Origin of the sequence: Flavobacterium sp. N3904, from assembly GCF_025947305.1 — a bacterium.
Taxonomy (GTDB): Bacteria; Bacteroidota; Bacteroidia; order Flavobacteriales; family Flavobacteriaceae; genus Flavobacterium.
Window position 1 is genome coordinate 2,508,393 of the sequence record NZ_CP110009.1, and the last position, 22,884, is coordinate 2,531,276.

22 protein-coding genes are annotated in these 22,884 nt (G+C 32.4%); 8 read left to right on the forward strand and 14 right to left on the reverse strand.

Translation table 11 applies throughout. The features are described 5' to 3' along the window. The first annotated feature begins 113 nt into the window (after positions 1-113). The 7 genes from ccoS to OLM57_RS10645 all read left to right on the forward strand — a co-directional run bounded on the left by ccoS (position 114) and on the right by OLM57_RS10645 (position 6,429). Positions 114-305 carry a cbb3-type cytochrome oxidase assembly protein CcoS gene (gene ccoS / locus OLM57_RS10615; protein WP_264563668.1) on the forward strand — a complete coding sequence of 64 codons (192 nt, stop codon included), beginning with the start codon at positions 114-116 and terminating at the stop codon, positions 303-305. A gap of 2 nt (positions 306-307) precedes the next feature. Further along, entirely contained in the window at positions 308-2,497 is a 2,190-nt protein-coding gene (gene ccoN / locus OLM57_RS10620; RefSeq protein ID WP_264563669.1) for a cytochrome-c oxidase, cbb3-type subunit I, read from the forward strand. Between the two features lie 5 nt (positions 2,498-2,502). Then, positions 2,503-2,682, forward strand: coding sequence for a cbb3-type cytochrome oxidase subunit 3 (locus OLM57_RS10625; RefSeq protein WP_264563670.1), 180 nt, complete (start codon positions 2,503-2,505; stop codon positions 2,680-2,682). A gap of 19 nt (positions 2,683-2,701) precedes the next feature. Continuing rightward, complete coding sequence (locus tag OLM57_RS10630) at positions 2,702-3,643, forward strand: cbb3-type cytochrome c oxidase N-terminal domain-containing protein (protein WP_264563671.1); 942 nt, start codon at positions 2,702-2,704, stop codon at positions 3,641-3,643. A gap of 80 nt (positions 3,644-3,723) precedes the next feature. Next, on the forward strand, positions 3,724-5,142 hold the full coding sequence (ccoG, locus tag OLM57_RS10635; RefSeq protein ID WP_264563672.1) for a cytochrome c oxidase accessory protein CcoG: 1,419 nt from the start codon (positions 3,724-3,726) through the stop codon (positions 5,140-5,142). Positions 5,143-5,164: 22 nt separating this feature from the next. Further along, the gene (locus OLM57_RS10640; protein WP_264563673.1) at positions 5,165-5,614 is read left to right on the forward strand and encodes a FixH family protein; all 450 of its coding nucleotides are present in this window, start codon (positions 5,165-5,167) and stop codon (positions 5,612-5,614) included. 113 nt (positions 5,615-5,727) lie between these two features. Then, the gene (locus tag OLM57_RS10645; protein WP_264563674.1) at positions 5,728-6,429 is read left to right on the forward strand and encodes a sulfite exporter TauE/SafE family protein; all 702 of its coding nucleotides are present in this window, start codon (positions 5,728-5,730) and stop codon (positions 6,427-6,429) included. Positions 6,430-6,462: 33 nt separating this feature from the next. Here OLM57_RS10645 and hemN read toward each other — a convergent pair whose 3' ends face one another. The 9 genes from hemN to OLM57_RS10690 form a co-directional block, all read right to left on the reverse strand. Then, positions 6,463-7,827, reverse strand: coding sequence for an oxygen-independent coproporphyrinogen III oxidase (gene hemN / locus OLM57_RS10650; RefSeq protein ID WP_264563675.1), 1,365 nt, complete (start codon positions 7,825-7,827; stop codon positions 6,463-6,465). 120 nt (positions 7,828-7,947) lie between these two features. Further along, positions 7,948-8,421, reverse strand: a complete 474-nt coding sequence (locus tag OLM57_RS10655) for a hypothetical protein (RefSeq protein WP_264563676.1) — start codon at positions 8,419-8,421, stop codon at positions 7,948-7,950. A gap of 112 nt (positions 8,422-8,533) precedes the next feature. Beyond that, positions 8,534-8,881 carry a hypothetical protein gene (locus tag OLM57_RS10660; protein ID WP_264563677.1) on the reverse strand — a complete coding sequence of 116 codons (348 nt, stop codon included), beginning with the start codon at positions 8,879-8,881 and terminating at the stop codon, positions 8,534-8,536. A gap of 126 nt (positions 8,882-9,007) precedes the next feature. Further along, a complete protein-coding gene (locus tag OLM57_RS10665) occupies positions 9,008-11,008 on the reverse strand; it encodes a DUF349 domain-containing protein (RefSeq protein ID WP_264563678.1) in 2,001 nt (666 codons plus the stop codon). A 248-nt stretch (positions 11,009-11,256) separates the two neighbouring features. Then, positions 11,257-12,009 (reverse strand): lipid A phosphoethanolamine transferase, encoded by a 753-nt coding sequence (locus OLM57_RS10670; RefSeq protein ID WP_264563679.1) that lies wholly within the window; start codon positions 12,007-12,009, stop codon positions 11,257-11,259. A 207-nt stretch (positions 12,010-12,216) separates the two neighbouring features. Beyond that, positions 12,217-12,966 carry a shikimate dehydrogenase family protein gene (locus OLM57_RS10675; RefSeq protein ID WP_264563680.1) on the reverse strand — a complete coding sequence of 250 codons (750 nt, stop codon included), beginning with the start codon at positions 12,964-12,966 and terminating at the stop codon, positions 12,217-12,219. A gap of 2 nt (positions 12,967-12,968) precedes the next feature. Then, a complete protein-coding gene (locus OLM57_RS10680; protein ID WP_264563681.1) occupies positions 12,969-14,363 on the reverse strand; it encodes a tetratricopeptide repeat protein in 1,395 nt (464 codons plus the stop codon). Between the two features lie 174 nt (positions 14,364-14,537). After that, on the reverse strand, positions 14,538-15,719 hold the full coding sequence (locus OLM57_RS10685; protein ID WP_264563682.1) for an aspartate aminotransferase family protein: 1,182 nt from the start codon (positions 15,717-15,719) through the stop codon (positions 14,538-14,540). A gap of 43 nt (positions 15,720-15,762) precedes the next feature. Further along, on the reverse strand, positions 15,763-17,397 hold the full coding sequence (locus tag OLM57_RS10690; protein ID WP_264563683.1) for an OstA-like protein: 1,635 nt from the start codon (positions 17,395-17,397) through the stop codon (positions 15,763-15,765). A gap of 288 nt (positions 17,398-17,685) precedes the next feature. Between OLM57_RS10690 and OLM57_RS10695 the strand changes: the two genes are divergently transcribed. Continuing rightward, complete coding sequence (locus OLM57_RS10695; protein ID WP_264563684.1) at positions 17,686-19,557, forward strand: alpha-amylase family protein; 1,872 nt, start codon at positions 17,686-17,688, stop codon at positions 19,555-19,557. Positions 19,558-19,623: 66 nt separating this feature from the next. Here OLM57_RS10695 and OLM57_RS10700 read toward each other — a convergent pair whose 3' ends face one another. The 5 genes from OLM57_RS10700 to OLM57_RS10720 are packed head-to-tail and all read right to left on the reverse strand — an operon-like array spanning position 19,624 to position 22,780. Continuing rightward, positions 19,624-20,400, reverse strand: a complete 777-nt coding sequence (locus tag OLM57_RS10700) for a superoxide dismutase (protein ID WP_264563685.1) — start codon at positions 20,398-20,400, stop codon at positions 19,624-19,626. Positions 20,401-20,415: 15 nt separating this feature from the next. Continuing rightward, positions 20,416-20,682, reverse strand: a complete 267-nt coding sequence (locus tag OLM57_RS10705; RefSeq protein ID WP_264563686.1) for an acyl-CoA-binding protein — start codon at positions 20,680-20,682, stop codon at positions 20,416-20,418. Next, positions 20,682-21,335, reverse strand: coding sequence for a phosphatidylserine decarboxylase family protein (locus tag OLM57_RS10710; RefSeq protein WP_264563687.1), 654 nt, complete (start codon positions 21,333-21,335; stop codon positions 20,682-20,684). Before OLM57_RS10710 ends, OLM57_RS10705 begins: the two co-directional genes overlap by 1 nt. After that, on the reverse strand, positions 21,325-22,176 hold the full coding sequence (locus OLM57_RS10715; RefSeq protein WP_264563688.1) for a phosphatidate cytidylyltransferase: 852 nt from the start codon (positions 22,174-22,176) through the stop codon (positions 21,325-21,327). Before OLM57_RS10715 ends, OLM57_RS10710 begins: the two co-directional genes overlap by 11 nt. Before the next feature lies 1 nt (position 22,177). Next, positions 22,178-22,780, reverse strand: a complete 603-nt coding sequence (locus OLM57_RS10720) for an LUD domain-containing protein (protein WP_264563689.1) — start codon at positions 22,778-22,780, stop codon at positions 22,178-22,180. Positions 22,781-22,884: the final 104 nt, after the last annotated feature.

Below are 22,884 nucleotides of genomic sequence, written 5' to 3' on the forward strand. Positions count from 1 at the left end.
ATAGGTAAATGTTTAGTTTTTTTTCATAAATTTAACATATTTCAATAAATATGATAATTGTCATTTTTTATAAAAAGACTTAAAAGTATTTTTGTTTAACATAATATTAAGGTATGAGTGTCATCTATTTATTAATCTCCATTAGTATAATTGTTGCTATTGGCTTTTTTGTTGCTTTTATTGTAGCAGTAAAAACAGGTCAGTACGATGATGATTATACCCCATCGGTCAGGATGCTTTTTGACGATGAATTAAAAATTACCACCAAAAGTAAAATACAAACAACAGAAGAAAAACAAATTTAATTATGGAAATGGAACAATTTTATTACGACAACAAAATTGTAAAGAAATTCATTTATGCCACCATTGTTTTTGGTGTGGTAGGAATGTTAGTAGGGCTTATTTTAGCCATTATGTTTCTTTTTCCAAACATCACCGACGGGATTTCGTGGTTGAGTTTTGGAAGATTGAGACCTTTACACACAAATGCTGTTATTTTTGCCTTTGTTGGAAACGCAATGTTTGCGGGTGTTTACTATTCTTTACAGCGATTACTGAAAGCCAGAATGTTCAGTGATTTTTTGAGTAACCTAAATTTTTGGGGTTGGCAATTAATTATTGTGGCTGCGGCAATTTCTCTTCCGTTGGGATATACTTCTTCCAAGGAATATGCTGAGTTAGAATGGCCAATAGATATTGCTATAGCCTTAATTTGGGTAGTATTTGGTATCAATATGATTGGAACTATTTTAAAACGAAGAGAGCGCCATTTGTATGTTGCTATTTGGTTTTACCTTGCCACATTTGTAACTGTTGCTGTATTGCACATTTTTAATAGTTTGGAACTACCTGTTTCAGCAATGAAAAGCTACTCGGTTTATGCAGGAGTTCAAGATGCATTAGTACAATGGTGGTATGGCCATAATGCGGTTGCTTTTTTCTTGACAACACCATTTTTAGGTTTAATGTATTATTTTGTTCCCAAAGCGGCAAATCGTCCTGTATATTCTTATAGATTATCAATTGTACACTTCTGGTCCTTAATTTTTATTTATATATGGGCAGGACCTCACCATTTATTATATTCTGCTTTACCTACCTGGGCTCAAAACTTAGGAGTTGTATTCTCTATTATGTTGATTGCTCCATCTTGGGGTGGTATGATTAACGGACTTCTAACTTTAAGAGGAGTTTGGGATAAAGTAAGAGTTGATCCAGTTTTAAAATTCTTCGTAGTGGCTATTACGGGTTATGGTATGGCTACTTTTGAAGGGCCAATGTTATCCTTAAAAAATGTAAATGCTATCGCCCATTATACCGATTGGATTATTGCTCACGTACACGTTGGAGCATTGGCATGGAATGGTTTTATGGCTTTTGGGATGATTTATTGGTTGATACCACGAATGACAAAAAGTACTTTATATTCCATAAAATTAGCCAATTTCCATTTCTGGATTGGAACTTTGGGAATTATACTTTATACACTTCCTATGTATGTAGCAGGGTTTTTGCAAGCTTCTATGTGGAAACAATTTAATCCTGACGGTACCTTAACTTATGGTAATTTCTTGGAAACAGTTACTCAAATTATGCCAATGTATTGGATGAGAGCTGCCGGAGGAACTTTATACTTAACAGGAATGTTAGTATTGGTTTACAACATTATACAAACAGTAAAAGCAGGTTCTTCTATTGAAGACGAAATGGCACAAGCACCAGCACTGCAACAAATAAATAGCGGAAGAATTAAAGGTGAGAAATACCATGCATGGTTGGAAAGAAAACCGATTTTATTGACCATTTTTGCTACTATTGCTATTTTAATTGGAGGAATCATACAAATTGTTCCAACGATTATGGTAAAATCTAATATACCAACAATAGCAAGCGTAAAACCATATTCTCCTTTAGAATTGCAAGGTCGTGATATATACATTCGTGAAGGTTGTGTAGGTTGTCACTCTCAGTCTGTTCGTCCTTTCCGTAGTGAAGTAGAACGATATGGGCCGCAATCAAAAGCAGGTGAATTTGTTTACGATCATCCATTCTTATGGGGATCTAAACGTACCGGACCAGATTTGTTAAGAGAAGGAGGTAAATACAATGACAATTGGCATTTTAACCACTTTTGGAGTCCACAAAGTATTTCTGCAGGATCAATAATGCCAGGATATAAATGGTTATTTGATAACAAACCATTGGATATATCATTGACCGAAAAGAAAATGAGAGCCATGGCTACTCTTGGGGTGCCTTACACAGACACACAAATTGCAAATGGATTGAAAGATTTAAGAACTCAAGCGATTGCAATTGAGGGAAGTCTTAAAAATGACCCTGATTTTGTTGCAAGTTATGAAGACAGCAAGAAAAAAGCAGCTGCCAAAGGCGAGAAATTTATTCCGATGAATGAAAGAGAAATCGTTGCGCTTATTGCTTATATACAAAGATTGGGAACTGACATTAAAGTAAAAGATAATACTAATAAGTAAGCGCCATGTTTGAACAAATAAAACATAATATGGAAACTATCGCAGGAGTTGCGATTTATCCAATACTGTCGTTACTCATTTTCTTTGCCTTTTTTATCGGATTAGCCTTTTGGGTGTTTTCTTATAAAAAAGAAAAAATCGATGAATTGAGTCAAATTCCTTTGGATGATAATCAACAAGTATAATTTTCAAAATCGATAAAAAATGAAAAAATTAATCCCAGCATATATACGCGTACCGCTAATTTTCTTTGCCGTTTTTGGAGCAATGGAGTATTTTATTGACTCAGGAGATCGTCCGGCTTTTATAAAATTCCCAATGGTTTTGCTCTTTTTATTAGTTTTTCTTTTTCTTTTAATAGCAATAGAAATTACAATAAACGCAGTTGACACTATTACCTATCATTTATTGACTGAAGATCAGAAAGCTCAAGTAAATGCCGTTAATAATTTGAGTATAAAAGACAGTCCAGTTGTTAAAAAAATTATTGGATTCTTTGTTAATAAAAATGCACCAATTGAAGATGAAGGCGAAATATTACTAGATCATGATTACGACGGTATAAGAGAATTAGACAATAATTTACCACCATGGTGGGTGTATCTTTTCTACGCATGTATTGTTTTTGCAGCGGTATATTTGGTTCGTTATGAAATTATGGGCGCTCCAGATCAAGAAATGGAATTGAAAAATGAAATGACACAAGCCAAAATTGAAGTAGCTGAATATATGAAAACAGCTCCAGATTTAATGGATGAAAAATCTGTGACTTTATTGACTGATCCTGCCGATTTGGCTGCTGGAAAAGCAATTTTTACCACAAATTGTGTGGCGTGTCACAGAGCAGATGGAGGAGGGCAAATTGGACCTAATTTAACGGATGATAATTGGATTTTAGGTGGTGGAATTAAAAATATCTTCCATACCATAACAAATGGTGGTCGTGATGGAAAAGGGATGATTGCCTGGTCGAAAAATGGATTAAAACCAAAAGATATTCAACATGTTGCCAGTTATGTTATATCTTTGAGAGGAAGTAATCCAAAAGATCCGAAAGCATCAGAAGGAGAGATTTGGGTAGATGAAACAGTAACAAAAACTACTACAGCTCCTGTTGCTATAGATACTACTCAAGTAAAAAAATAATATAATTACAAACCAATGAGCTTTGTCAATAGTTTAAAACCTAGGCAAAGCTTTTTTTTAATTTTAAATTAAAAAATAAAATGTCAAATTTACCAGACGAAGCTTTTAGGGACACTATTGGGACAATTGATGAAGAAGGTAATAGAAAATTTGTATTTCCAAAAAAACCTTCAGGAAAGTTTTATGAATATAGAAAATGGGTTAGTTATTTTTTATTGGCTATACTTGTTGCAAATCCATTTGTAAAGATCAATGGGAATCAATTTATGATGTTCAATGTGTTGGAACGTCGTTTCAATATTTTTGGATTTCCTTTTTGGCCTCAAGATTTCTATTTATTTGTACTTTTTATGATTGTAGGGGTAGTTTTTGTTATCCTTTTTACCGTAATTTTTGGACGTATTTTTTGTGGATGGATTTGTCCGCAAACAATCTTCCTCGAAATGGTTTTTCGCAGAATTGAATATTGGATTGAAGGGGATAGAGGTGCACAAATTAGGCTTTCTAAACAAGAGTGGAATGCCGAAAAAATCAGAAAGAAAGGTTTAAAATGGACAATTTTTTTAATTATCTCTTTCTTTATTGCCAATATTTTTTTAGCCTATTTGATAAGTAGTGACGAATTGATAATGATGATTAAAGATGGCCCAAAAAATCATGTCAGTACTTTAATTTCTTTGCTTATTTTTACAGGGGTTTTCTACTTTGTTTTTGTTTGGTTCAGAGAGCAAGTATGTATTATTGCTTGTCCATACGGAAGGTTGCAAGGCGTTTTGTTAGATAATAAATCGATAAATGTGGCTTATGATTTTGTTCGGGGTGAAAAAGAAGCCGGTCGTGCAAAATATAATAAACAAGAAGACAGAGCTGCAACTGGAAAAGGCGATTGTATTGATTGTAAGCAATGTGTTCACGTTTGTCCTACAGGTATTGATATTCGAAACGGGACGCAATTAGAGTGTGTCAATTGCACAGCTTGTATTGATGAGTGTGATACAATCATGGAAGGGGTAGGTTTGCCAAAAGGATTAATCAGATATGCATCGGAGGATGAAATTGAAAAAAAATCCAAGTTCAGATTTACTGCCAGAATGAAAGGTTATACAGCCGTATTGGTTATTTTAATTGGTGTTTTGACAGGTTTATTATTTTTGAGAACTGAAGTTGAGGCTACCATTTTTAGATTGCCAGGTCAATTATATCAGCATAAAGGTGATGATATAAGCAATGTTTTTACTTTCAAAATTATTAATAAAACCAATTTAGATTTCGATGATATACATTTCAAGTTAAATGGCATTCAAGGGAAAATAAATGTGGTTGGGCAACAAGAGTTTAAAGTCAAAAGACAAGGAATGAGTTCTGGAACGTTGTTTGTTGAAATTCATCAGTACTTATTGGAACACGATAAAACTAAAATCAAAATTGATGTTTACAATGGTGATAAAATAATTGAAACCACTTCAACAAATTTCCTGAGCCCAAGAAGCTTTGATTAAATAAGTTATAAAATAGTAAAAAATGAAAATTAACTGGGGAACTGCAATTGTTATTGCTTTTGCGTTGTTTATGACCTTTATATTGTACTTTGTTTTTAAAGTGCAATCCGATAGTAAATATGACAATGAATTGGTTGTTGAGGAATATTATAAACATGATGTTCATTTTCAAGATGAAATGGCTCGAATTCAAAACGCACATGATTTAACGGTAAAGCCAATAATTTCGGTTGAAACTGACGAAATAAAAATAGCTTTTCCCGCCGATTTTATTCCCAAAAATATTAAGGGAACGGTTGCTCTTTATAGACCATCGAGCAAAAAGTTTGATTTTCAGTTGCCACTTGTTTTGTCCAATTCTGATTTGATTATTCCTAAATCAAAATTTATTGGAGGTGTTTGGTATGTCAATATGGAATGGCAATATAATGGAAAATCGTATTTGACAAAAGAGGAGATTTATATAAAATAGAAAGAAAAATAGAGTTAAGATGTTAGAATATAGAAAATAGTGAAAAAAAAAATTAAATTATTTCATTGTAAAATCTGCATTCTAAAATCTGCATTCTAAAATCTAAAATCACAATGCTTTATACCGCTTTTTTGTTTGGTTTAATCAGTAGTCTTCACTGTATTGGCATGTGTGGCCCCATCGCCATGATGTTGCCGGTAGATCGAAAGAATCCTGCAAAGAAAACAACCCAAATTATTACGTATCATTTAGGAAGATTATCAGCTTATGGAAGTATAGGACTGTTATTCGGATTGTTGGGAAGAGGATTCTTTTTGGCTGGAATTCAGCAGCAATTGTCTATTTTTGTTGGGGTTGCAATGATTTTGGTTATCTTGGTTCCAGAAAAAATTTTGGCACAGTACAATTTTTCTAAACCTGTTTATAGGTGGATTTCAAAAATAAAACAGACTTTAGGGAGTCATTTTAAAAATAAAAGTTACAAATCCCTTTTCATAATAGGATTACTTAATGGTTTTTTGCCATGCGGAATGGTTTATGTTGCTTTGTTTGGAGCAATAGCCATGCAAAGTGCCAGCTTGGGAGTTTTGTATATGATTCTTTTTGGTTTAGGAACAGTACCTTTGATGAGTACTGTTGTTTATGTCAATACTTTTTTTACAGTTCCTTTTAGAAATAAAATTCAAAAAGCGATTCCTTATGTTGGGGTTGTAATTGGGATGCTTTTTATTTTGAGAGGATTAGGATTGGGTATACCCTATATTTCTCCTTCCAATATGAACTTATACGTACAAGAAAAAGCCAATTGTCATTAATTGACTTTTTGTTGATATACAGGTGTATTGAAATTATATTGTCATAGAAAATAATGCGGTATCAGGTGCTTTTCTTCTTAATCTTAGATCAAAGGCCATACAAATATTACGTACATGCGGTTTTCCCTCGTCAGTAATTTGTATTTTGTTTTTTTGGATCGTTAGTAAACCGTCTTTTTCCATTTCTTTAAGCTGAATAAGGATTTCTGGTATTTCTGAAAAATAATTGGCTGTATCTTCCCAACTCGTTTCGAATTTACACATTAAATTCAAAATATGTTTTCTTATGATTAAATCTTCGTCAGTAAGTAAATGGCCTCTGTAAATGGGTAACTTATCTTCTTTCAATAATTGATAATAATCTTCAATTGTTTTGATATTTTGAGCAAAACTATACCAACTGTCACTAATAGCAGATACTCCTAGACCAATCATTAATTGAGTTTTAGAGGAACTATATCCCATGAAATTTCTATGTAAGGTTTTATTATTAAATGAGTTATAAAGACTGTCCGTTTTTAGAGCAAAATGATCCATGCCTATCTCGTAATACTCATTTTCAAATAATAGTTCTTTCCCTATTTCGTACAATTTTCTTTTGACAACATCTTTTGGTATATCTTCATCATGAAATCCACGTTGACCATTTCCTTTTATCCAGGGTACATGGGCATAACTATAAAATGCCAACCTGTCGGGTTGCAACGAATTGGTTTTTTCGATAGTATCTATAATATCTTCAATTTTCTGAAAAGGCAAACCGAAAATAATATCATGACCAATAGAAGTATATCCTATTTCTTTTGCCCAAAAAGTAACTTTGGCAACATTGTGAAAAGGTTGAATTCGATTAATTGCTTTTTGAACTTTTTCAGAATAATCCTGAACCCCAAAACTCACTCTTCGAAACCCCAAATCATACAATTTTTGTAACTGTGCGTGAGTTGTATTATTAGGATGACCTTCAAAACTGAATTCATATCCTTCCGCCTTATCTGCTAGTGATAGTATTCCATTTATTAAGTATTCTAAGTTGTTTATAGAGAAGAAAGTAGGTGTTCCCCCTCCCAAATGAATTTCTTTAATTCTTGGTTTTTCTTCCAAAATATTGCAATAAATAGTCCATTCTTTTAAAACAGCTTCTATATATTGATTTTCAACATTGTGGTTTTTGGTAATACGTTTATTGCATCCACAAAAAGTACATAAGCTTTCACAAAAAGGTAGGTGGATATAAAGACTAATCCCTTCTTTTGAATTGCTTTCAATGAAAGATTTTTTAAGAGTCTCTATCCATTTTTGATTTGTAAATCCTGACTCATCCCAATACGGAACCGTAGGATAGCTGGTGTATCTTGGGCCAGGAACATTATATTTTTGAATGAGTGAACTTTTCATAATAGAAATGATTTATATATCAAAAGTAGTATGACTTTTTAACATTTAAAATGATAATTATCATATAAGATTATAGCTATATAAAAAAAAGAGGTTCTATGTGAACCTCTTTTTTAGTTGTTATGCAATGGAATTGTTGATTAAATCAACCCATTTTTTTGCCATTTTATGGTCTTCATGCAAACAATTAAAATCCAAAAAATGATTTTCGATATTGTAAATGGGAATCATTTCTTTTCTCATAGTATTTTTATGAACAAGTTCAATTTCGACTTTTGTGATCGTATTTGATTTGTTTTCATTATTTGCAATCAAATTGCATAATAGAATGTTTTTTAAATCAACAAAATAAGCTGTCTCTTTTTTGTAGCTAAAATCAATAAACAAAAAGCCTTTATTTTTTTGATCTATTGACAATATTTTTTTGTTCTGTGACTCTGTTAATTCAAAATTATAATGATTGTTTTGACTGTATTGGTTTTTTATCGCTGTAATTTTTTTTCTATTTGTTATGTTAGAACGAAAGACCAATGTTATCGGAATACCTATCAAGATTGTAATTATGAGTCCTATTATGGTTACGGATGTGTCCATTTTTTTATTTTTTTTGGATTATTTATAATGATTTATTTTCCTTGTTCAAAAGGAGCCAAGGAGGAATTAAAAGCAAAGTTGGCTTTTAAAATAGTTTAATCATGATGGTTATTCACCAAAAAAAATGAAAAGGAAAAAGTAAAATAGAAACTTGACTGCATCTGTCAATGTCTTGATCAAATACAGCGATTTTAGGGTTATTTTCTTTAAAACTAGAAAATAATAAAGATGATAGGGTACAGTCACTTAGGTCTACCGAAATGCGGTTATTGTGTTTTAAATCTAAAGCTCCTCTATCAACACTAGGTTGAATAAAATGTGAAGAGCTTAAACTTTCTTTGCTAAGGGAGCTGTTATTTTCTTTTTGAAAAGTAGGAATTGCGTATTGATTTGCGCTGTATGCAAATGAGAATTGCATAAACAGACCAATAATTACAATAAATTTCCAAAAGGTTTTCATCCGACAAATTTAGAGAATAAGTTTTTGATTTACGAAGGTATTATTGTAAATGAACGTTAAATTTTATAAAAGCAAAACCCTCGGAATTTTAAAATTCCGAGGGTTTAATTTATGATCAGTATGAATTTATTCTTGATTCATATTTCTCAATTGTTTTAGTTTTTCTTTCCACACATCAAGACTTTCCTTATGAATTGCTATATTTTTTCGAACTTCTAAAACTATTGAATTTTCCTTTTTTGCATTTCTGGTATTGGTAAAAAACTGAATGTTATTTTCCAATTGAAAAATTTCATTTTGAACTTCTTCTATTTTACGCATTAAAAAGATTTTTTCATTATCTAGTTTTCTCGTATCATTGCTTTCAGATAAATGATCTATTCTGTTGGAGAAACGCATCATTTCTGTGTCTTTTTTGCTTAAACTTAATTTTTCAAATAAAGCATCGAGAATTTTATTGAATTTCCCTTCAATATGTCTTCTTGGGAAAGGCACTTTTCCAAAATTTTTCCAAGTTTCAATGTGTAATTTAATGGCATCCAAATCTGTTTTGTGATCACCGGTTAATTGAAATGCTCTTAAAGTTTCCAAATAGGCTTTCTTTTTATCAAAAGCTTCTACTTCGTCAACGTTTTCTTCATTTTTTTGCTCTTTTAATTTGTCAAAATAATGATTGCAAGCCTCTCTAAATTCATTCCAGATTTTATCAGAATATTTTCTGGGAACATGCCCTATTTTTTTCCACTCTTCCTGAATTTGTTTCATTATAGGAGTAGTTGTGGCAAAATCTTCACTTTCCTGCAACTCTTTCGCTTTGTTTACCAGCGCAATTTTTTTATTCAGATTGTCGTTTTGATCTTTTTTAATGTCTTTATAGAAAGAATTTTTAAACGTGTTAAAATTTCTGACAGCTGTTTTAAACGCAGCCCATGTTGCTTCATTTACATCAGATGGAACTTTTCCGGCTGAGAAAAATTCTGTACGTAGTGCTTCTACTTTTTCTATTTGAGCCAACCACTGTGAATGTGCATTGACTTTTTCGGTTGCCAGAACTTCTATTTTGGCAATGATTTCTTTTTTCTTTTCAAGGTTTTCAAGTTCAGTACCTCTTTGGTTCTCAAACAATATTTCCCTTTTATCGTGCATTTTTTTGGTCAGTTCGCTAAACTTGTTCCAAATTTCATCACGATGTTCTCTAGAAACAGGACCAATATCTTCTTTCCAGATTCTGTGTAAATCCTGCAATTCTCTAAAAGCTTTGTTGATATCTGCTTCGTCAACCAATTTTTCTACACGAGCAATTATTTTTAGTTTTTGATCTAAATTGTGTTTAAAATCAATATCTCTGGCTTCTCTATCCAAGTGTAAATAATCGTAAAAATTCTCTACATGAAAATGAAAATTATTCCAAACATGATTGTATTTGTCTTTTGGAATAGGGCCTGCATTTTTCCAACGCTCTCTTAATTCATTAAAATGCTTTAAGGTGTCTTTAATGTTTGCTTGTGGGTTTATTAATTCTTTTAATTCCTCTACAATAGCCAATCGAACTTCTAAATTTGTTTTTAGATTGGTTTGTAAACTCTTAAAATGACTGTTTTTATTGTCTTTATAGATTGTGTAATACTGATCGAATTTCGTCTTTAAAGGCAAGTGATATTGAAATTCTTCGTTTGGATCTTGGTTTTCCTGATTGAATTCTTCTCTTTTTTCTTCTAAGAGATGATTGTATTTGGCTAAAAAAGCTTTCTTGATCTCTTCTACATGTTCTTTAACGGACATTACTTTTTCATTCGTAACTAAATTTTTCAATTCATCTACGAGTGCTTCCATTGATAATGTGTCATAATCAAGCATCGGAATATCGTGACGCTCTTTTAGGGTTTCGTCTTCGCTTTCTTCAGCATTTGAGTCGGCAATGGCATCTAGAACATTTTGATTTTCATTGGCTACACTTTCATTTGTAACTATTGTTTCAGATTCAGTGTCTAATACACTTTCTTCCAAGACAGAATCGGTTACTTCATTTTCTTCTTGAGCAGGTACTTCAGACTGAATTGTATCTTGCAATTCATTGGCTATTTTTCCATCTGCTTCTTGCAGGTTATCATTCTTTTCTTCTAACATTTTAAAATGTATAAGGTTTCTATTTATCGAATGCGAAAGATAGTAAAGGTGTGTCTAAATTCAAAATAAATACATTATTTATAGCTAGTTTATAATGAAAATTCTTGTTTTTGAGGCATAATTTATGACTTCAATCCTTTTTTTGAAGATTTGTTGAATTTTTTTTGAATAATAAATTGTTTTGAAATGAAAAACTGGAATAAATGAAAAGTATTGATTTTTATAACAATTTGTCTGTCTATTTTCTTTTAATATAAAATAACTAAACCTAATTCTAAACCGTTATTATATGCCTTTTTATCTCCAAAACCTATACTAGGATGTATATAAAACATAGATTCTTTGCTGAATTTTCGACCAAATTCTAAGTAAGCAGAATTTTGAAAACCATTTATTACATCATTGTATCGAAAGGCTACGTTGCCAGCAATCCAATTTTTTTGAAAACTGAATATCAATGCATTTTCAAAAACAGATGTACTTATATCGTTTCTATTACTGGATCCAGCAAAACTTACTTGATATTCTACATCTGTAAGCCATAATAATTTTCTTGATTTGTCAATATATAAACCGTAAAACAATGTAGGTACAAAAACCCATTTTCCACTACCAAAACTTGGATTACTAGCCGAATTGGAAATTACTTTTGCTCTGGCTCCAATTCCTCTTTTGTTGTTTAGTGCAATTATATAGGAAGTCGCAAACGAAATATCTCCGAGACCTGTTTTGTTTATAGAATTGGTATTTGTAGAAACCAAAGGAACATCAAGTCTAAGATTCCAATCTTTCTTACCGATAGGTTCTAAGATTCTAAAATCGGTAGTATTGAAAGACCCAGAATCAGTATTCAAATATTCATTGAATAAAATAACCGTTTTTTTGAAATAATTGTATCTCACATCTGCAAAAGGATTAATTTCAGCTACGGCGTCCTCCTGTGCTTGTAAGGAGCAAATGAAGAGTAAGTTTATGGATAGGAGATATAGAATATTTTTCATAGCTGTTAGTTTAATGTTTAAGCTAATATAATTAAAATATTCTAGGTGCTATGTCAAATTTGTAATCAATTTAAGTGTAAAATAAAAATTATTGTAAATTTTATGCTTGTTTGTTTTAAGCAGAAAGTCCTCAAAATGAGTTTTCATTTTGAGGACTTTTGTGTTTTTTGAATTTATTGCAAAAACTGTAAAAGCAGTTTCCTTTTCCTATTTATTCCAAATAGACCAAGCCTTTTCGGCCTGAAAAATAAGCATGTCCAAACCATTTTTTATAACAGCACCTTTTGCTTTTGCTTTAGTTAGGAATTGGGTCTCGGCAGGATTGTAAATCAAGTCGTAGGCAATATGTTTTTCTGTGAAAAATTCGTAAGGGATAAGCGGGAATAAATCTACATTTGGGCTGGTTCCTACTGGCGTACAATTGATTATTATTTGATAATTGTCAAAAGTTGTAGCGTTGATTCGGCTGTAGTCAATGGCATTTTCCTTGGCTTCACGAGATACAAAAGTATAGGCAATTTCCAATTGGTCTAATGCAAAAGCTACGCCTTTTGAAGCACCTCCAGTACCCAGAATTAACGCTTTTTTGTGATGCGGTTTTAATAAAGGTTCTAAGGATTTTTTGAAACCGTAATGATCCGTATTATATCCTTTTAGTTTGCCTTTTTTGGTAAATCTTACAGTGTTTACAGCACCTATTTGAACCGCATTTTTTGATAATTTATCTAAAAAAGGAATAATTACTTCTTTGTAAGGAATAGTAACATTGAGTCCGTTAAGATCGGTATTGTTTTTTCTTAATTCAGTAAAATAGTTGATGTCAGGAATGTCAAAATTCTCATAGGAGCAACCTTCAAAATGTTCTTTGCTAAATTTTTCTGTAAAATACCCTTTCGAAAACGAGTAATTAATATTGCGACCTAACAAACCAAAACGTTTTCTTACTATTTCAATCATTATTATTTTTTAAGTTTTTCAATATAATTTCGAACTACTTTTTTTGCCCATACTACTGGGAATAAGTCTTCAATTATAATGTAATTATCTCTATTCAAACGGAGTCCGTTACTCAAATGAAACTTGGCTTTGGTGTTGTCCTGAAGCATATAATACAAACCCGCCAAACGATATTCGACTTCGTTTTCTTCAGGGAAATATTCGGATGCCTGCAATAAGGTTTGAATAGCACTCTCGAATTCTCCCAAGAACTGAAGAATATCAACCCAAAATAACCAGGTATCCAATTGATAATCTCCAAACTCAACTGCTTTTCTATATCCAAATTCAGCTTCTTCAAAGAAGTTCATTTGTTTGTTGATGGTTGCAAAACGTTTCCAGTACAATCTATTTTGGTTGTCAATTGCCAGTGCTTTATTGACATAAAATAACGCTTTTTGGAAATTTTTTTGACGTACATAAAAATCAGTAATTGCAATCCAGCCTTTGTCTAAAAGTGGGTCTTCATGCACTGTTTTGTTGAAAAATTTTAGTGCCAAAACTTTATTACCCAATTTTTCATGGCATTTTCCTATTCGAAGCAAAGCATAAGAAGTGGCATCGTCGAGTTCGATTGTTCTTTCATAACTTTCGATTGCTTCTTGGTATTTTTTTAATCGCTCAAAAGCTTTGGCTCTTTCCATAAAAGCACCAAGAAACTCATCATCAATCAGAGTGGCATAGTCAAAAGCACGAATTGCATTTTCATATTCTTTTACTCCATAGTACAAACGTCCCAATTGATGCCAGGCGATTTCGCTATATGGGTTTTTGTCGATGTATTTGTTTAAATATAAAATTGCATCTTGGTTTTGATCCAAAAATTCGAAGCAATACACGACATTGTATAATGCAGATTGGTCTTCAAAATCTTCTTCAAGGCATTTGATGAAACTTTCTTTGGCCAATTCGAGATTGTCCATAAAAAGATATTCCATTCCAATTAAGTTATAGACATCTGCATAATCATCGGTATAATCCAATGCGATTTTCAGCATTTCAACTGCTTTTTCGTGCTGATCCCTTTTAGAACAGATATTTGCTTTTTGTATATAAATCTCCTCGTTTGTAGGTTCTATGGCATAAAGCTCGTTCAATAATTTTTCGGCTATTTCTAGTTTGTCGTCATAGATGAGCATTTCTACTTGAACTAATTTTAATCCGGTAGATTTTGGGTGCTGATCTAGTGCTAGTTTTAGTGCTTTTTTGGCCAATCCAGGCTTGCCCATATCGAGATAATGAAGAATAATTTCTTCAAATTCTTCGGAGTCAAAAAAGAGTACTTTGTTGGTTTTCAACATAGACTCAAATTTGGATAGGGATAAGTTATACTCTTCTTCTTCGTTGCTTAATTGCATACTGTGTGTTTTAAATTATCCTATATTAAAATTAGGAAAACGTATTGTTGTTGTGAGGAAGAATTTTATTTGTTGTGAACAATTTAATTAACAAGTTTTTCAATGCCAATTCTAGTTTTCTAAACCAATATTCTAAAATTTATTTTCTATTTTCTAAAAATAAAAGCTGCAATCTTATATGATTATCTCGTTCATTACTTCAAGAATTATGGCGCATCCTTCTCGAATTTCATCTTCTGATATGGTGAGCGGCGGCGTAATTCTGATTGCGCAACCTTCAAAAAGTAGCCAAAATAAAATTAGTCCTCTGTCTTGACATTTTAAAATTACTTCATTTGTGATCTCAGCACTTTTTGTCATTGCTGCGAGCATTAATCCTTTGCCTCGAATTTCTTGTATCAAAGGATGTACCAAAAGTGTTCTAAAGAGTTTTTCTTTCTCTAAAGCATCCGACATTAGCGTGGTCTCGGTTAATTCTTTCAAAGTAGCCAAACAAGCTGACGCAATGACAGGGTGTCCCCCAAAGGTGGTGATGTGTCCTAATTTTGGATTTTCGCTCAATAAATCCATCATTGCAGTTGACGCAGTGAATGCTCCTACTGGCATTCCGCCTCCCATTCCTTTTCCCATAACAACAATATCAGGAACGATATCATAGTTTTGGAAACCAAATAATTTTCCAGTTCTACCAAATCCCGGCTGAATTTCGTCGAGTATCATTATGGCTCCAACTTCGGTACAACGTGCTCTGACTTTTTTTAGGAAATCATTATGGGGCTCGATAAAACCAGCTCCTCCCTGAATAGTTTCAAGGATAATCCCGGCAGTTTTGGTGGTTATTTTTTGTAAATCGGCTTCATTATTGAAAGTGATAAAATCTACATCTGGTAGTAATGGTCGAAAGGCTTGTTTGCGTTCCTCAAATCCCATAACACTCATAGAGCCCATAGTATTGCCATGATAAGCATTGTGACAAGAAATCAACTGACTTCTTCCTGTTGTTCTTCTGGCTAGTTTTAAAGCACCTTCTATGGCTTCGGTACCCGAATTGACCAAATAGGTTTTGTCTAAAGGAGCGGGCAGGAGGGAAGCCATCAATTTGCAATATTCTACTGCAGGACTTTGGGAATATTCACCGTAGACCATCACATGAGAATACTTGTCCAGTTGATTCTTTATAGCGTCATTAACTCTTTTGTTTTGATGTCCAAGCGTGCAAGCCGAAACACCCGCAACAAAGTCTAAATATTTTTTGTTGTTGGTATCGTATATATAGGAACCTATTGCATGAGAAACTTCCATACCCAAAGGATAAGGTGATGTTTGTGCTTGGTATTTCAGGAAATCAGGATTCACGGATATTTGGTTAATCGTTTAAAATAGTTTAACTGCAACTTGTTTACTTCTTCTTACTCTTCTTCTTGTCATAGTTCAACGTTTCTTTCCGAATCTTCATCGGTGTTTCTTTCTTGGCTTTGTCTTTTATAGTTGCTTCGATGACTTTGAGTTCTTCTGCATTTTCTTCTTCAGTAAATACATCGTCTTTAGACTTTATTCGTTCATCACCACGCCAATTGAGTCCCCGTAGTTTTCGGGCATTTTCGGGTAAATCGGCTTCAGGATAAATATCGCCATCAACTTGCTTAAAGAAAGTGATGGTTTCTACCGCGTTTTTGTCAAAAAGAATACTGATTTTACTGCTCACATTTTTATTGATTCCAATGAGTTCCTTGGCATCATTTCGCATATAATAAATGACTTCAGTATTTTTGATGATATCAACATTGTGAAGTTTTCCGTCTTGAAATTTTCCAAATAAATTTTGCCCTTTGGTTTGATTGAAACCTGTTCCCAGAGTATCCTTCGAGACCAGAAAGGTATTGTTGAGGACTTTGAGAGAATCCAGTTTTTGAGTTTTACTATCACCTATTAAATGCATTACATCCCCAGTGATTTGATTGTCGCCATTCCAAAGTATTGGGTTGCCAATTAATTTTGTCAAAGATATTTTGGAACTCGAATGAATCGAATCACATTTTCCGCTCATGTCGGTTTTGTAAAAGCGTACATTATTGAAGGCACGAATGATCCGGTCTCCTTCTTTACCCGTGACCATTAGTTTTTTTCCATGAATATAAACGGAGTCGTTATCTACAAAGTTGACCGCCAAAGCTCTTTTGGTCACAAACATCGAGTCTTTCTTTTTGTACAATTCGGCATAATGACCTCGAATAACTCCTCGATTGATGGAGTCGGTAATTTTTACATTTCGTGTTGCCGATGCAAATTCTTTATTCCTGTCATAATACAAACTGTCTCCTTTTATCACTCGATCATCGTACCTTATGTAGGATTTGTTCAGAAAATGGGCCAGATTTTTTTTAGTGTCGTAAAACCCTTTTTCGGTATAGATATAATTGGCTTTGCTGGTAATGGTAGAAGGACCAAATAGGTACGAATGTCCTGAATTACTGTAATAATCCAAATGATTGGACTTGATCTCGTAGGTTTTGTTGGTTAGGGTAACAGCCGTTAAAAACTGAAATTTTTTCTGCGAAACATAATACCTTCCCGATTTACTTTTAAGGGTATTGTCTTTGTTTATAATGGTTCCCTGTGTGTTGTAAAAAACTTCTTGAGTGTTTCTGTCAAAATTGATGGTATCTGTAGCAAGAGTAGCGTCTGGCGAACTCATGACGGCATTACCAGTTGCAAAAGCTTTTTTTAGTTCGCCACTATATTCAGCATAATTACTGTTCAAAAATAAAGTGTCTCCCTGCACCAATTGCACATTTCCAAAAGCTTTTAGATAATTTTCTTTCTGAAAAAAATATGCTTTATTGCAAGTTAAAATTACACCGTCGTGACTTACCCTAACATTTCCAGTTAATAAAAGTGCGTCAGGAACTTTAAGTTGATCCACATCAGCAAAATCAGATTGTTCGATTTGTATTTTTTTTGGGGCTTGAGCCAAAGTGGTTTGGACGCAAAGCAATACTAAGCTATAAATTATGAAATTTAAAGATTTCTTCAATGGTTTTAATTTTTTGTAAATTTATAAAAAAGGATACAATCCCTATCTATATTAGGATTTATTTATAATTGTTTAATGCTTTAGAAAAAAAGCTATTTTTATCTTTTTCTAAGTTATAAACAAACACAAGTACTATTACGTTATAGTCTCGTTTCTGGTTTTTAGCTGGATACAATTACAATGTTGTTTTCAGGATTTTTTGAAATATTTCATTAAATTTATAGATTGATAATTAACTAAATTAAATATCAAAAAAGAGAATTTAATTTTTTTGAAAACAGAATAAAAATGATAAAAAAAAAGGCACTAATTGCAGGAATGAGTATTTTGCTTATGGCAACTGCTTGCAAAACAAAAGATGTAAAAATGAGCGTAGAAAAAAAAGAAACCAAAACAGATAAAAAAGAAGTTGTTTATCAAGTTTTTACTCGATTGTTTGGAAATAAAAACACTACCAACAAACCTTGGGGAACCATAGAAGAAAATGGGGTTGGAAAGTTTAATGATTTTACAGACAAAGCCTTACATGAGATTAAGGATTTAGGGGTATCCTATGTTTGGTACACGGGAGTTCCGCACCATGCAGTAATAAGAGATTACACCGCAATAGGCGTTTCCAATGATGATCCAGAAGTGGTAAAGGGCAGGGCAGGCTCGCCTTATGCTGTAAAAGATTATTACAATGTCAATCCAGATTTGGCTGTGAATCCAGAAAAACGTTTAGAGGAATTTGAAGCATTAATAAAACGCACGCACAAAGCCGATCTTAAGGTAATTATTGATATAGTTCCCAATCATATTGCTCGTAAATACGAAGGGAAAAGCAATCCTAAAGGGGTTAGGGATTTTGGAGCAGATGATGATGTTACAGTAGAATACAAAAGAGACAATAATTTTTATTATATCCCAAATACTCCATTTCAAATTCCAGATACTGACAAACCTTTAAATGGAGAAAAAAATTCACTTATTGATGGGAAATTTGATGAAAATCCAGCCAAATGGACAGGAAATGGCTCTCGATTGGCAAAACCGGACAAAAACGATTGGTACGAAACAGTAAAAGTAAACTACGGTGTGCGTCCTGATGGATCAAAAGATTTTCCAGAACTGCCTGCGGGTTATGATAAATTATCCTTCAAGGAACATTATGCTTTTTGGAAAGACAAAAGTGTACCAAGTTCTTGGATTAAATTTAGAGATATTGCATTGTATTGGACAGCAAAAGGGGTAGATGGTTTTCGATATGATATGGCAGAAATGGTTCCTTATGAATTTTGGAGTTATATGAACTCAGCTATAAAAAATGCAAATCCAGATGCTTTTCTGATGGCCGAAGTGTATAATCCAAAAGAATACCGCAATTATATCAGTTTGGGGAAAATGGATTATTTGTATGATAAAGTAGAAACCTATGATAAATTAAAGGACATCATTCAAGGGAAAACACCGCCAGATGGACTTACTTATATTCGCAATGGCATGGCAGATATTGATGTTCATATGCTAAAGTTTCTCGATAATCATGACGAACAACGATTGGCAAGCCCTGAGTTTGCAGGTTCTCCAGAAAAAGGAAAACCTATGATGGTAGTTTCTACAATGATTAGTTCGGCACCTGTTATGATCTATTTTGGTCAGGAAGTTGGAGAAGCGGGAAATGAAAATGGCGGATTTGGTTCACATTCCAGAACTTCTATTTTTGATTATGTGGGTGTTCCCAATCACCAAAGATGGATGAATGATGGCGCTTTTGATGGAGGAAAACTAACATCAAGTGAAAAAGAATTGCGTGATTTTTATAAAAGACTACTAAATTTTGCTGTTAAAAGCACAGCGGTGATGGGACAGTTTGAAGATTTGCAAGAAGTGAATCGTCAAGCATCTTTGGGTTATGATCCAAATCATATTTATTCGTTCGTTCGTTGGTCTGATAATCAAAAATTAATTGTACTTACAAACTTTTCATCTGAAATCTCAGGAAGTTTTGAATTGAAAATTCCAGCAGATATTATCAGTAAATGGAATTTAAAAGACGGAAGTTATACTTTAAAAGATCAATTGTATGAAAAAAGCACAATCCAATTACAAGTAACAAATGGAGAGGGTAAAGCTTCAATTACTATTGCACCTTTAGAATCATTTATTTATCAATTGTAACTAAATTTTTGAATGTATTTATTAATAAAAAAAGCTGATACACATCGTATCAGCTTTTTTTATTAATTACTTTTTAAAAGTTGCTAGGTAGTTTTCATTTACCTTATCCCAATTTACTACATTGAAAAAAGCATCAATATAATTTTTCTTTTTGTATTGATAATCTAAGAAATAAGAGTGTTCCCAGAGATCCATCCCTAAAATTGGCGTTCCGTGAAAGCCAACAACAGGAGCATTTGGCATTAATGGATTGTCTTGATTTTGAGTAGTTGTTATTTGAAGTACTCCTGTTTTATCTACAACTAGCCAAACCCAACCTGATCCAAATTGTTTGGTCGCAGTATCTTTGAAAGCAGTTTTGAAATTAGAAAATGAACCAAAATCTTTATTGATACTTGCAGCCAAAGTGGCTTTTGGTTCTCCTCCTGCTTTTGGCGATAGACATTTAAAATACAGACCGTGATTGTAGTAGCCACCGGCTGTATTTCGGATTACGGGATCGTTTAAATCTAGTTTTTTTAATACTTCTTCAATGGTAAGATTTTCTTTGTCTGTCCCTAAAACAGCTTTGTTTAGGCTATTGGTATAATATAAATAATTTTTGTAATGTGATTCTATAGTTAAAGCTGAAAAATCGGGTATTAATGCGTCATAGCCAAATGAAAGTTTATCGAGTTGAAAAGAACCTTCATCAGCTTTTACATCATCCGGATTTCCGATGGTTACTTTTTCTTGTGCCGTAGGCAAAGGAACTTCAACAACCTCTGTCAATTTTTTTTCATTGCAGGAAATGAGCAGCAAAATAAAAAGTAAATTAGAGAATAGAAGAGTATTTTTTTTCATGGCATTTGGCAATAATTATTTAAATAATGAATGGATTAATTCAATATAATGTTGTTTGGCTTCTTTTTTTGTAAGATGACTAATTTGAATCCAGGCATTTGTTTTAAATGCATTTCTCAAATCGGAATTTTCCGAAACATTGAATCTTGTTTTGTCAAAAGTGGCATGTTTATAATAAGCATAAAGACGTAACTGAACATCTTGAGGTAAAGATGCTTGAGTCATTTTTGAAGCTATTTCTACGGCTTCTTGAAACTGCTTATCTAAATCTTTTTCAATCATTAAGATTTTATTGCAATTATTGTTTTCCCCCCTATTGCTTTTTGATCAAGAACAACATTTATAGGTGTTCCTAGTGGTAAAAAAATATCAACTCTTGAACCAAATTTTATAAAACCTGCATCAGTACCTTGAATTACTTGCATTCCTTCTTGAGCATAATTTACAATTCGTCGGGCTAATGCACCCGCAATTTGACGGTATAATATAGCACCAAAAGTTTTGTTTTCTATTACAACTGTTGTTCTTTCGTTTTCTTCACTGGCTTTTGGGTGCCAAGCAACCAGAAATTTTCCGGGATGGTATTTACTGAATTTAACAATTCCACTCAAGGCATATCGAGTAACGTGTACATTAATTGGAGACATAAAAATAGAAACTTGAATTCTTTTATCTTTGAAAAATTCACCTTCATACACTTCTTCTATTACAACCACTTTTCCATCAACTGGCGCTATAATATGATTTTCATTAATTTCGACAGTACGTTTTGGGTTTCTAAAAAACTGTAAAATGATAATTAATAGCAGTAAAGTTGCTATTTCAATAGTCATTCGAATCCATTCAATTTGGATAAAATGATCTGTTGCTAAAAATACGACAGCAGTAAAAATAGTGCCTAATAAAATACTTTGAGTTCCTTCTTTATGAAACATAACTTAAAATTTGATAAAATAAAAATACAATTGGTGCTACAAAGATAACACTATCTAATCGATCTAGAATGCCTCCATGTCCTGGCATTATGTTTCCACTATCTTTTTTTTCTGAAATTCGTTTGAATTTGGATTCAACTAAATCCCCTATTGTTCCGAAGATTCCAACAATCAAAGCAATTGTGATCCAAATGAAGGTGTTTTTTTCAGGAAGCATTAAAAAATATTTTGATATAAAATAACTCGCAAGTATTGCAAAACCGATTCCACCCAAAAATCCTTCAATGGTTTTTTTAGGAGAAATTCTTTCAAACAATTTATGTTTTCCAATTGATTTGCCCACTAAATAAGCAAAGGTATCATTAGTCCATATTAGAATAAAAATACTAATCAGAATGTTTGGATTATAGCCTTTTATTCCAAATGGTATTTTTGTGATAATAATAAACGGAAGAATAATATACCCAATCAAATAAATAAATTTTGAAAAGGCGTCCACTTTTAAATTTTTGTTGTCAAATAAAAATACGATGCATTTTAAGGAGACAAAGAGTGACAAAAAAAGAACTGCTAAATCAAAATTTTTGCTGTAACGTAATATGTATAAAATGCCGTCAATTTTTGTAGCTATTGCAATTTTATAAAAAAAGAAATAGAATAATAAGGCTATTACAATTGGTGCAATTTTGTTTAAGTGTACTAAATTACAAAACTCAAGTACTGCAATTAATAAAAAAATACCAAATAGAATGAAAAAAGTTTCTATAGAGTATTGTATTGAAGCTATTAATAATAAAATGTAAATAGCTCCAGATATTGACCTTTTTAGTGTTTCATTCATTTTAAAGATCTTCTAAAAGCAATAAATATAAATTTTTGGCAGAACTTCCGTATTGTGTAAAATCTTCTTCTTTAGCTTTTTCGAAATATTTTATTGTAGTTATATTGGTTGGATATTCACGGAGGTATTTTTTTCTAATAGCACTTAGTCCATCGCTCTTTCCTTCTACAATTTGGCTTGTATTTGCTAAAATAATAATATTAGTGGGTAAGTCGTTAGGTTTTTTTTGTTTGATTTGATTTGATGAAAATAATATTGAACCTTCCTCAGCAACCAGATTTTCACAACTGGATAATAAGAACTTTGGTTCTTTAGTGGACGTATATACTATTTTATTTTCGTCTAATAGACTAAATAACTTGGGTTCATAACATAATGCTTCGCTTTCAAACCAGTCATTTTCTTCAAGTATATTTTCAAATTGATCTTTTACCTCATTTAAATTTTCACAGTATAGAAATTTACCTCCATTTTTTTTAAAATTATAGATAAATTGCTCATCCAGAGGGGAATTGATATCTGGATTTGGTTTGTTACTATTATTCCCGTTATCTTCGTCTGAAGAAGGATTGCTAGTACCAAATAATTTACTGAAAATACTCATATTGTGTTAATCTACGTTTTATGTTACTTGAAAACGTTCAAAGATAAAAAAATCTTAATTCAAAACAGGGTTTTGAATTAAGATTTTAAAATATTATGTTAATT